Origin of the sequence: Streptococcus sp. 339 (assembly GCF_013277285.1) — a bacterium.
Taxonomy (GTDB): domain Bacteria; phylum Bacillota; class Bacilli; order Lactobacillales; family Streptococcaceae; genus Streptococcus; species Streptococcus pseudopneumoniae.
The window spans coordinates 1-11188 of record NZ_VMMR01000112.1 but is presented as its reverse complement, the minus strand read 5'-3'; the positions used below and the strand labels follow the sequence as shown (position 1 = coordinate 11188).

Below are 11188 nucleotides of genomic sequence, written 5' to 3'. Positions count from 1 at the left end.
TTTAAACTCAATGAAAATCAAAGAGCAAACTAGGAAGCTAGCCGCAGGTTGCTCAAAGCACAGCTTTGAGGTTGCAGATAAAGCTGACGTGGTTTGAAGAGATTTTAGAAGAGTATTAATCCTTTGTTCATTTTTTTTACAAGTTTATTATAACGCATTATTTCAACTTTGTAAACGTTTTTATAAACATTTCGCAAAAAATTTTTAGTTCCTTGTGAAATGTTTGTTATTTTCTTTTCTTAGCAAGCTTTTTCTTTAAGGTTTGTGAAATTTATTTCAAATATTTTTTATTTCACAAACTTGCTTGGAAGAGGGATTTGGAAAGAAAGGGATTTACAGGTAAGCGCTTACCTTGTAATTCTAATAATACCTCCTTTGATAAGGAGGCTTTATTTTTGTTGAAAAACGCCTTGTTTAAAAGTTCCTTCATAAACGACTTCTTGTTCTGTTGTTAGTTTCCCTTTTCCTTCAGCCTGACCATTTACAAAATCACCTTCGTAGGTCCAGCCTTCTTTAGATTGAAAGGTACCTTTTCCGTTGAAGGCTCCATTGTTGAAACCACCTGTATATTGGTCTCCATTTTGGAAGGTAATGGTACCTTGGCCATTCATTTTACCACGGACAAGACTGCCGTCGTAAACAATCGTTCCATTATCAAGCTTTAGAACACCTTTTCCGGGAATATTTAGAAAAAAGACGAGTACAGCACAAAAAACAATGGTAACTACTGCTAAAAGCTCTAAACGTGGACGAGTCAGATAGACACGATACTTTTCGTAAACATTCTTAAGATTTTCCACCTTAACTCTCCTTTTCTAAACGTTCTAGCCAAACTTGACAGCCCTCTTGAACACGCCGATAGGTTTCCTCAAAATCTCCTGTATACCAAGGATCTGGTACACTTTCAGATGCAAATGAGTAAATCTTATCTTGACAGTCTGCTGGACACATCTGACGTAAGTCAGAAATATTTGAAGCGTCCATTCCGATAATATAATCAAAGGCTTCAAAATCTTCCTTGCTAATCTGAAGCGATGTCTTGTTCTTGTCATAAGGAATCTCATACTGTTGAAAAATTCCCTGAGTCCCCTTATGAATCGGATTGCCATGTTCCCAAGAGGAAGTTGCTCGACTTTGGATTTCGTAGTTATCTGTCATTGATTTCATAACAAACTCGGCCATAGGGCTACGGCAAATATTTCCCAGACAGACAAAGACTAGTTTTTCCATCCCATTTCCTTTCTTTTATAGAAAAACGGGAGTTAGTGATCCCGTCTTATTTTTCAATTGCGCCTTCTAGTGAAGCTGTTTCTTTCAGCGGTAATACTGTCTTGATAGCAGCTAGTTCAAAAGTCAAGTAAACTCCATCTACATCAAGAACAATTGTTCCCTTCTCCGTATCTACTTCATCGACTGTTCCGTAAAGTCCACCGATTGTAATAACCTCATAGCCTTTCTGTAGTTTATTCAAGCTTTCCATACGTTTTTGTGCTTGTTTCTTTTGAGAGCGTTGCGTAAAGAACATCAAGCCCAACATAGCCACAAGAATGATTAAAAATGTATATTGTGATTCCATTATATTCTCCTTTGTCTTTTACATAGGACTACTATATCAAATTTCAGCTACTTTTACAAGATTGTACCTTACTTTTCTAGTAAGAAAAAACCAGAGCTTGCGCCCTGATTTTTAGGATTATTTCAAGTTTTGAACGACTTTTACAAGATTTTCAACTGTAAAGCCATATTCTGCCAATACTTTTGGTGCTGGTGCAGAGGCTCCGAAGGTATCAATACCAAGAACAGCACCATCGAGACCAACATATTTGTACCAGTTTTGACTTGCACCCATTTCGACTGCAACACGACGGCGAACTGCATTTGGAAGAATTTCTTCCTTGTATGCTGCATCTTGTTTATCAAAGACATCTGTAGATGGCATGCTGACTACGCGGACTTTTTCGCCTTGACTAGCCAATTCTTTGGCAGCTGAGACAGCAAGATTAACCTCTGAACCTGTCGCAATCAAGATGGTATCAAAGTCTGCTGCATTTTCATAGACAACATAGGCACCTTTAGCAACCTTGTCGAAGTCCGTTCCTTCTTCGACAGTCAAGTTTTGGCGTGTCAAGACAAGGGCAGTTGGTGTTTTTTCACTTGTCACTGCAAGATACCAAGCTGCTTGCGTTTCACGCGCATCTGCTGGACGGAAAACATTTAGATTTGGCATAGCACGAAGACCTGCTAAGTGCTCAACTGGTTCGTGCGTTGGTCCGTCTTCACCAACTGCGATTGAATCGTGGGTAAAGACATAAGTCACAGGAAGTCCTTGCAAGGCTGACAAGCGGACAGCTGCCTTCACATAGTCAGAGAAGACGAAGAAAGTTCCACCGTATACACGAAGTCCACCATGAAGGGCCATCCCGTTCAAGATTGTTCCCATTGCAAATTCACGAACACCAAACTGAATGTTACGGTTCAAGCGATTGGCATCGTCTTGAAGTCCGTCAGTCTTGATATAAGTCATGTTTGAGTGAGCTAGGTCAGCTGATCCACCCAAGAAAGTTGGCAATTTAGCAGCTACAACATTTAAGGCATCCTGACTCGAGTTACGAGTTGCTTGAGAGAAACCATTTTCTAAGACTGGGAAGTCTGCTGGAGTCACTTCAACTGGATCACGTCCGTCGATGATAGCTTCTACTTCTGCAGCCAATTCTGGATGCGATTCTTTATAGTCAGCAACTAATTTTGTCCAAGCTTGATAAGCTGATGCGCCACGGTCTGCAACATGTTCTTTGAAATCAGCATATACTTGTTCTGGAATTTCAAATGGTTCATAGTCCCAACCGAGAGCTTGGCGAGTTGCTGCAGTTTCATCTGCTCCAAGAGGGGCGCCGTGTACAGCATTCGTTCCTTGTTTGTTTGGAGAACCGTATCCAATAACAGTCTTCACTTCAATCAAAGATGGTTTGCCTGAAGCTTTAGCTGTTTCGATAGCAGCATGGATTGCTTCTAAATCTGTTCCATCTTCAACCAAGGCAGTATGCCAACCGTAGGCATTATAACGGTCACGAACACTTTCTGTAAAGGAATCTTTTGTCTCACCATCTAAGTTGATGTCATTTGAATCATAAAGAACTACCAACTTGTCTAGTTTTTGCAGACCTGCGTATGAAGCCGCCTCGCTTGAGACACCTTCCATCAAGTCTCCGTCTCCACAGATAACGTAAGTATAGTGGTCAAAGATATTGTAGCCTTCGCGGTTATATTTGGCTGCCAAGAAACGTTCTGCTTGGGCAAAACCAGTGGCAGTTGAAATCCCTTGACCTAGAGGACCTGTCGTAGCATCAATCCCTGCTGTATGGCCAAATTCTGGGTGACCTGGTGTTTTTGAACCCCATTGACGGAAGCTCTTGATTTCATCCATACTAACATCTTCAAAACCAGAAAGGTGAAGAAGGGCATAAAGAAGCATTGAACCATGACCAGCTGAAAGAATAAAGCGGTCGCGGTTAATCCAGTTTGGTTGAGCTGGATTGATACGAAGTTGTTTTGTAAAGAGGCTGTAAGCCATCGGAGCCGCTCCCATAACCACACCTGGGTGACCTGAGTTGGCTTTATTGATGGCGTCAATACCTAGGAAACGAATTGCATTAACAGATAGATTTGACATAGAATTTCCTTTCTATTTGAGGTGATTATTGAATCACACATTCTATTTTACTATTATATGAAAAAATACATAGAATAGCAATCAAACAATTCGACACTAGATAAGTCATCTATTTTCTACTCTCTTGTCGCCTGATAATAGGGAAGCAAGCGTTCATAAGCTTCTTCTAATTTTTCTAAAATCACTTCTAATGATTGATTTTCTATAAAAGAAACATCTGCCTTCACTAAAACTTTACGGACTTCTTGGCTGCCTATCTTCTCGACTAAAGTGCGACGATTTTCTTCGTTCGCCTCCCACCGTTGACTTTGACCATCAGAGTAGGCTAGATAATAAATCCCTTTAACGGTTGGAATGTCTAAAACTTTGGCCTGCTTGCCCAGTGTTTGCTCATCCTTCTTACGCTCGATGAAACTGACTTCCAAAGAAATTCCAAAGTCAGTAGATGTCCCATACAAACGTAAGGCCATCATAGGTTCTGTCACTTGTCCGTCTCTCTGTAGATAAACCCAAAAATGTGGTCTCAAACGCTGGGCCTGATTCATCCACTGACTAGTCTGTTGGAGTTGCCATTCTGGATGGCTTGCTTGAAAGGCTTTGGCCAGTTCTGTAAAAGCCTTTCGTGCCTCTTGGCCTTTATAGCGCAATTCCAGCATCTTCTCTCGCTCTGCTCCCGCTTTATCAGGATTACGGTACTGCAAACCAGCAAAGTCTAAATAATCTCTTATCTTATTCAGCATCCGTTTCATCTCCTCTAGCTAGCAAAAAATCAGGATAAACCTGATTTTACTTATTCTGTATCTACAACGACATAGCGATTGGGCTCGTCACCCTCAGAGTAACTAGTCACGCCATCCATACGTGAAATAATACGGTGGATAATCTTGCGTTCGCTATTTGACATGGGATCTGTTTGATGACTGCGGCCTTCTTCTAAAACACGAGTCGCCAATTTTTGCGCATAGGTCTGCAAGACTTCTGCACGGTGTTCAACATAATCATTGACATTGATTGTAATATAGAAGGTTCTTGAATAGCTATTATAAAGATAATTTTGAGCCAACAGTTGCAAGGACTTCAAGACTTTACCATGGTAACCGATAATACGACCTGGTTCGTTGGTGTTAATTTGTAGATTGATGCTACGACGGTTATAGTCATTTGAAATCGTCGCCTCAACGTCCATGTCATCCACAATCGCTTGAACATAGGCAGTCACATCCGTAGCCACCTGGGCAATATCAAAGCTCGGTTCAACTTTCAAGCCCATCTCTGTCAAGTCTTGATTTTCAGTCTGGTCTTGCTCAGTTTCAAGGTCATCAGCGCCCGTTTCTTCCCTCATCGCTTCCTCGATTTGAAGTTCATTTAAAATCTCAATGTGACCAGTTTCTTCTAAGATAGTGCTGGCATGTCTTTCATGTTTTAAGATTTCAGCCTTGACTTCATCAGAAATACCTTGGCCTTCTTCCTCAATCTTTTTAATTGCCTCTACAACATGACCCAAATCAACGGTCGCTTCACTAACTGTTTTAACAGGCTCATTCAAATCATTGATTTGTTTTGGAACTCCCTTTACAGCTTGTTGATTTGCTTTGACAACAGTCGTTTCACTAATCGCTTCAATATGCACTTGGGCTGGTTTTTTACCAAATAAACCAAGAAAGCCTTTTTTCTCCCTAGAAATGACTTTAATATGTGCCTTCTTCCTTGGAATATCTAATTCTTTCAATCCTTTTTGGATTGCTTCTTCAACAGTTGAACCTGTAAATACTACCATTACCAGATTCCTCCTTATTATTTCGTTTTCTGAGCCTTTTTCTTGGCTTTTCTTTTTCTATTTTCCAAATCTTTCTGTGCCTGTACTACAGCCTCGCGCTCTGCGATAATCTTGAATGGATTGTTCAAGAAATAGGTTTGCAAGACTTGGTAAGCATTGGACACTGTCCAGTATAGGGCGACTCCACCTGGCGCATAAACTGCAAAGATAAAAATCAAGACTGGAATCCCATACATCATCGCTGTCGTAGCTCCATTACGCTCAGACAAGGCTTTATTAGACAGCCAAGTACTTAAAAAGGTGAATACTGCTGCTAAAATCGGAAGAACAAGGGTTGTATCTACACCACCAAGGTTAATCCATAAGAAATGACCTGTCTTTAAAAAGTCAACTCTTGATAAGGCTTGGAACAGGGCCAAAATAACCGGCATCTGAATCAAAATCGGCCAAAGAGAGTCTGACTGTCTGACACCCATTTCTTTAAATACTTTACGCATTTCCTGCTCTAGTTTGGTTCTGCTTTCCATATCTCGACCTGGATATTGTTCTCGAAGCGCCTTAATGCGTGGCTGAGCTTCCTGCATTTTCCTAGAAGCCACCATTTGCACCTGAAAGACTGGCAAGAGGACTGTACGAATCAAGACCGTAAAGAGAATAATCCCCACTCCGATACTAATATCAAACGATAAAAAGCGAATGATTTCCGCAAAGAAGTAAACCAATTTACTCCAAAAATCAGCCGAATCGGCTGTAATATCGCTAGTTACCCCATTAGTCGCACAGGCTGTCATGATCAATAGAGACAGTCCTAGCAAACTAGTCAACTGTAGTTTCTTTTTCACTCCCATTTCCTTCCTGGTAAATCTTTGATAATTTTAATACGTGGAGTAGATTTTTCTCCATCTCTGCGTATCCCAAGGTTTCAACCCCTTTTCGAGCAATGACAACAAAGTCGACATCTTCTACCAGACTCCCTTTTGCATTCTGGATAATATGTCGGATTCGTCTCTTGATTTGATTTCTAGTGACCGCATTCCCCAGTTTTTTGCTAACTGATAGACCTACTCGAAAATGGTTTTTCTGGTTTTCTAGTTGGTAGACGACAAATTTGCGATTGGCAAAACTTGTCCCCTCCGTGAAAATCGCCTTAAAATCTTTCTCTCTTTTTACACGAAAGTTTTTCTTCAAAACTCAACTCCATCTATTAAATTACTACTATTATACCATATTTTTCAAAAAAGCCAATCATAGCAAGGTTTTGGACAATTCTACCAATATTCTCTTGTTTATTTTTTAATCCTTTTCGTCGTGCTTTCATTCTCTTTCTTATTGTCACAATGTCTACCGTTCCCGTAACAGTCTATACTTAAAACTTAAAAAATTTGAAGTCATTTTCCCTGTAAACACTAAAAACGACAAAATGGTTAGAAAATTTATTTTCCAACCACTTTATCACATTCATTAAAGACAGAATTATCATTTTAACATTCTTAATTACAAGTATTTAAGCATAACTAACCCCAAATAGCACATTTTCCAGCAGAGATTCCTAATTGTGCAACGATTCCTGCAACGTTACTCTTCATGCCAAATTTAGCAAGTTCCATTGCTATATATGAGGCAGCTTTGCCCCACATTTTACCTTGAATATAACTGATAATGTCCCCTCTCATTAAATCAACAAGTTCCATACCTGGAATCATACCAATCAACTCATCACGCATACATGAAACAAAATCTCTATCTTGTAAAGAAGCTTGCAAGTTTTGAACCAAATTAGGCTCTGTATAAATACGTTCAATGCCCATTACAATATACGGTGCTAAAGTGCCATAGCGTTCTGTCAATAATTCTTTATTAACATAAAGAACGCCATTCTCATAACTCGTCGCTTCTGTAAACAAGAATTTCAAATCCTTCTCTACTTCGGCAACATCAATATACTCTACAGTTGTATTTGGAACCTTTGTTTCGTTAGCATATGCAATCCCTATAAAACTCGGTACCATAATAAGCAAAGTCGTAGCAATAACAATACATTTTGTAATTATCTTTTTCATGTCATTCACTCTTTCTGAAAGAAATCGTGTTGTGCTAAATAGTCATAATGTTGTTTGTTAAATTGATACTGTCCTAAATGTTGACTGATATTACCTACATCTACTGAAAAGATGTACTGTTCACTTTGATAGTGCCATTTAATTCTAACTGTGTTCAAGACGGTGTTATAACTAAAATCTTCAACTTGACTCCAGGACATTTCAATGACTTGATTAGGCCGATTTTCAGTTACATCACTAATGTCCATCAAGTAAATCCCCTTAGATGTGAATGACATAATCTTTGGCTTCACACTCGACTGAACATAGTAGGCTCCTCCTATAATGAAAAAATCAATAAAGGATTTCAGCCATGTCTTTTTCTTAAAAGCCATCAGAAAATTCCTTTGTCCCTCGATATGACAAGTTGAAAGAAATGATTCAATCTGTTTTTCTGTTGCAAATTCCATAATAGTACCCATGATGTTACCTCCATAACTATAAACCAAGAACGATACAACAGCTCTTATAACTTATTACTGTACTATTATAGCATAAATTGTAAGCGGATACAATCAAAAATTGACATAATATAAAATATTAATCGATGACACCTGTCATTCTAAGCGAAAATTAGAAATAAGTTATCTTTTATCACTTTTATAGCAAATTTAAATTACAACAGCACAATACGACTTCTAATACATTTTTAGAAATGCATTGAAATCAGCTAATTAATTTATTCACATTTTATAGTATGTTGAAATAGAATATGAACAAATTGATTGAGAAATTCATCCTCATTTTTAACAATATTTCAGAAACCGATGTATCCTATTCTTGACTCAATGTACTATATCTCAATCCACTATAACGCTTCTTAAAATCATCCACCGCTATCTATGACTTCTACCTTTCAAAGCTAGTTAAGTTTAAAAAAAGAAGCTGGAAAAATAACTTTCCCAACTCCTTGTATTGAATATTTTTTTAGTTTCACTTATTTTTTCAAGCGTTCAACATCACGGGCAATGACTAATTCTTCATCTGTTGGAATAACCAAGACACGGATCTTCGCTGCATCTGTTGAGATGTCTCCTGTCACACCAAAGATATTCTTTTCATCATCAACATCACAACCAAACCACGAAATTCCTGAGATTACATCATGACGGAAATTTTCTGCATTTTCACCAACACCTGCTGTGAAAACAATGGCATCTGCTCCGTTTAGTACTGCAAGGTACTGACCGATATGTTTTTGAATACGGTCAACATACATTTCATAAGCCAAGCTAGCGTCGTGATTCCCTTCTGCTACAGCAGCTTCTATGTCACGCATATCGCTAGAATTAGCAGAAACTCCCAAAAGACCCGATTCACGATTAAGAACACTACTGATATCTTCTGGTGTATTAAAATCCTCTGTATATTGCATTAAATAAGGAATGATAGCTGGATCAATGTCCCCTGTACGCGTTCCCATCATAATACCACCCAGAGGAGTGAAGCCCATAGAAGTGTCAACAGATTTGCCGGCTTTCACAGCTGTAATTGAGCCTCCGTTACCAATATGACAGGTAATCAACTTCAAGTCTTCTAATGGACGTCCCAAGAGTTTTGCAGCTTCTCCTGCTACAAACTGGTGACTTGTACCATGAGCACCGTATTTACGAACCTTGTTTTCTGTGTAATATTTTGTTGGTAGAGGGTAGCGATAAGCTTTCTCTGGCATACTTGCGTGGAAGGAAGTATCAAAAACAACTACACTGGTAATGTCTGGCAACAATTCCTTGAAGGCACGAACACCTGCTGCATTGGCTGGATTGTGGAGAGGAGCCAACAAACTCAACTCTTCAACTTTTTCTAAAACATCCCCCTCAACAACTGTTGATTCTTTGAAATATTCTCCACCCGCAACAACACGGTGTCCAACACCTGTAATCTCATCATAAGCCTTGATAATATCGAAACGAATCAAGTCATCCAATAAGATTTTAACAGCTTGTGTGTGATTTTCGATATCTAAAATTTGTTGTTCAGAACGGCCATCAAATTTTACAGTTGAAATTGAATCTTTCAAACCGATACGTTCAATCAAGCCTTTCGCCAATACTTTTTCTTCTGGCATTAAGTATAATTGCCATTTTAAACTTGAACTTCCTGCATTTATTGCGATTGTTTTTGTCATTATCAATTACCTCTTTTAAGCGTTTTCAACTATTATAACAAAATCTATTTTATATTTCAGTACCTTTGCTCCAATTTTGAAAATTTTCTTTGAATTTCATTAAAATGCTTGCATCTTGCAAGCTAGCAAGTGGATACACAAAAGGCTCTACTGCTATTTCATTTTTCTTCTGTAAGATAAAAATAGCCTTAGATTGGTTGACATTGGCAAAGAGATTTTCAGGCAGACTAATCATAGCAACCAGACTCGCCTCTTCTTTCAGCCACCCTTTTAACAAATCACTTTGAGGGCTGGTCAACAAATCACTCGGAGCTAGAAAAATAGCGTATCCGTCTAACTTGAGATACTTAAGCCCTTGTTCCATGAGCAAGTGATGGGCGTAAGTATATTCTTGGCTAGAAGCAACTTGATGACGCGACGCAACGGCATCATCAGGATAATAGCCGACCGGCAAGTCGCTGATGACCACATCGCTTTCTTTGAGCATTTGTGGACGAACGGCATCTCCTTGGACAAAGCCAGCCTGCAATCCGATCACGTCTGCCATGCTAGCTGCCAAATCAATCAGCAAATCATCCACTTCCATTCCCAAGTAATCCACCTTTTTATCAAGCGAGGTCAAGAAAGTAGCGCCCAGAATTCCCATGCCAGAACCCATTTCGAGGATAGTGATTTCTTCCTCTGTAAACAACTCTTCCACAATAAATACCAAAAGCAAGGCAATAGCATCTGGCGTAAACTGGTGATTAGCCTGCAGGGGCTCTGTCTGCCCAGCCTTCATCAAGAGAAACTGGTAGGTCTTGAGCCATTCTTCTTTGAGAAGCGCTAAGCGTTTAAGAGCCTGATTGTTCTCCTTGACCTGATTTAGCTCAGTCTCGCCATCCAGATAGATGCTATTTTGCTCCACCAAGGCGTCATAAAAGTTGGTCGCCAAATCATTTTGGATGACTTGGACATTCTCTAGTAAATAGGTATAAGCTTGTTCAATTTTTTCAAAATCCATATTCCTATCTTATCAAATTTCCCTTCTTTTTTCCATCCTTATAGAAAGTCCTATATGAAAGAGTATAAATGACAAGTTGGGCATCTAAATCTGATAACAAAAGTTTTTCTATAGACCCTTGGCAGGGATGTTTATTCCGACAAATGGTCATAGAAATATAGCCGCCCAACTTCCCTAGAGAAAAAACGAAGCATGAATTGACTTACTATTTTTACAGAGTTTTCCAAGTGTTATACTAAGTTTCCATTTATATCTTTTCCCATTTTCCCAACAAAATTTTAAAGAGTTTTTATTTATTAGACTTCCTGCGAAACAAAACATGGTATAGTAGTTCTATGAATTATGAAGCAAGTAAACAACTAACTGATGCACGATTCAAGCTCCTTGTTGCTGTTCAGCGCACCACTTTTGAAGAGATGTTAGCTGTATTGAAAACAGCTTATCAAGGTAAACACGCAAAAGGGGGACGAAAACCTAAACTAAGCCTAGAAGACCTTCTTATGGCGACTTC

At 39.0% G+C, this 11188-nt stretch carries 12 protein-coding genes and 1 pseudogene; 1 reads left to right on the top strand and 12 read right to left on the bottom strand.

The genetic code is table 11. The annotated features are described in order from the left end of the window. Positions 1–389 precede the first annotated feature (389 nt). The 12 genes from HT736_RS10840 to HT736_RS10785 form a co-directional block, all read right to left on the bottom strand. Positions 390–800 (bottom strand): hypothetical protein, encoded by a 411-nt coding sequence (locus HT736_RS10840; RefSeq protein WP_172931041.1) that lies wholly within the window; start codon positions 798–800, stop codon positions 390–392. A gap of 1 nt (position 801) precedes the next feature. Further along, positions 802–1230 (bottom strand): low molecular weight protein-tyrosine-phosphatase, encoded by a 429-nt coding sequence (locus tag HT736_RS10835; protein WP_172931040.1) that lies wholly within the window; start codon positions 1228–1230, stop codon positions 802–804. Between the two features lie 46 nt (positions 1231–1276). Beyond that, a complete protein-coding gene (gene yajC / locus HT736_RS10830) occupies positions 1277–1576 on the bottom strand; it encodes a preprotein translocase subunit YajC (RefSeq protein ID WP_000445809.1) in 300 nt (99 codons plus the stop codon). Positions 1577–1693: 117 nt separating this feature from the next. Continuing rightward, the gene (tkt, locus tag HT736_RS10825) at positions 1694–3670 is read right to left on the bottom strand and encodes a transketolase (RefSeq protein ID WP_172931039.1); all 1977 of its coding nucleotides are present in this window, start codon (positions 3668–3670) and stop codon (positions 1694–1696) included. Between the two features lie 116 nt (positions 3671–3786). After that, positions 3787–4410 carry a ribonuclease P gene (locus HT736_RS10820; RefSeq protein ID WP_172931038.1) on the bottom strand — a complete coding sequence of 208 codons (624 nt, stop codon included), beginning with the start codon at positions 4408–4410 and terminating at the stop codon, positions 3787–3789. Positions 4411–4460: 50 nt separating this feature from the next. Continuing rightward, a complete protein-coding gene (jag, locus tag HT736_RS10815) occupies positions 4461–5447 on the bottom strand; it encodes an RNA-binding cell elongation regulator Jag/EloR (protein ID WP_000260001.1) in 987 nt (328 codons plus the stop codon). A gap of 17 nt (positions 5448–5464) precedes the next feature. Continuing rightward, positions 5465–6289, bottom strand: a complete 825-nt coding sequence (locus tag HT736_RS10810; protein WP_345890492.1) for a membrane protein insertase YidC — start codon at positions 6287–6289, stop codon at positions 5465–5467. After that, positions 6264–6635 carry a ribonuclease P protein component gene (gene rnpA, locus HT736_RS10805; protein ID WP_172931036.1) on the bottom strand — a complete coding sequence of 124 codons (372 nt, stop codon included), beginning with the start codon at positions 6633–6635 and terminating at the stop codon, positions 6264–6266. Before rnpA ends, HT736_RS10810 begins: the two co-directional genes overlap by 26 nt. 326 nt (positions 6636–6961) lie before the next feature. Further along, positions 6962–7507 carry a hypothetical protein gene (locus tag HT736_RS10800; protein ID WP_050223352.1) on the bottom strand — a complete coding sequence of 182 codons (546 nt, stop codon included), beginning with the start codon at positions 7505–7507 and terminating at the stop codon, positions 6962–6964. A 5-nt stretch (positions 7508–7512) separates the two neighbouring features. Beyond that, positions 7513–7968 (bottom strand): hypothetical protein, encoded by a 456-nt coding sequence (locus HT736_RS10795; RefSeq protein WP_042900233.1) that lies wholly within the window; start codon positions 7966–7968, stop codon positions 7513–7515. 515 nt (positions 7969–8483) lie between these two features. Next, entirely contained in the window at positions 8484–9674 is a 1191-nt protein-coding gene (locus tag HT736_RS10790) for an acetate kinase (protein WP_166731747.1), read from the bottom strand. Between the two features lie 49 nt (positions 9675–9723). Further along, positions 9724–10677 (bottom strand): class I SAM-dependent methyltransferase, encoded by a 954-nt coding sequence (locus HT736_RS10785; protein WP_172931035.1) that lies wholly within the window; start codon positions 10675–10677, stop codon positions 9724–9726. Between the two features lie 335 nt (positions 10678–11012). Between HT736_RS10785 and HT736_RS10780 the strand changes: the two are divergent. After that, positions 11013–11188 (top strand): annotated as a pseudogene (locus HT736_RS10780) (IS5/IS1182 family transposase); the annotation flags it as partial.

Bases quoted from the DNA above. Each gene is read 5' to 3' on its own strand.
- HT736_RS10835 (WP_172931040.1), bottom strand. From the start codon at position 1,230: ATGGAAAAACTAGTCTTTGTCTGTCTGGGAAATATTTGCCGTAGCCCT.
- yajC (WP_000445809.1), bottom strand. From the start codon at position 1,576: ATGGAATCACAATATACATTTTTAATCATTCTTGTGGCTATGTTGGGC.
- tkt (WP_172931039.1), bottom strand. From the start codon at position 3,670: ATGTCAAATCTATCTGTTAATGCAATTCGTTTCCTAGGTATTGACGCC.
- HT736_RS10820 (WP_172931038.1), bottom strand. From the start codon at position 4,410: ATGCTGAATAAGATAAGAGATTATTTAGACTTTGCTGGTTTGCAGTAC.
- jag (WP_000260001.1), bottom strand. From the start codon at position 5,447: ATGGTAGTATTTACAGGTTCAACTGTTGAAGAAGCAATCCAAAAAGGA.
- HT736_RS10800 (WP_050223352.1), bottom strand. From the start codon at position 7,507: ATGAAAAAGATAATTACAAAATGTATTGTTATTGCTACGACTTTGCTT.
- HT736_RS10795 (WP_042900233.1), bottom strand. From the start codon at position 7,968: ATGGGTACTATTATGGAATTTGCAACAGAAAAACAGATTGAATCATTT.
- HT736_RS10790 (WP_166731747.1), bottom strand. From the start codon at position 9,674: ATGACAAAAACAATCGCAATAAATGCAGGAAGTTCAAGTTTAAAATGG.
- HT736_RS10785 (WP_172931035.1), bottom strand. From the start codon at position 10,677: ATGGATTTTGAAAAAATTGAACAAGCTTATACCTATTTACTAGAGAAT.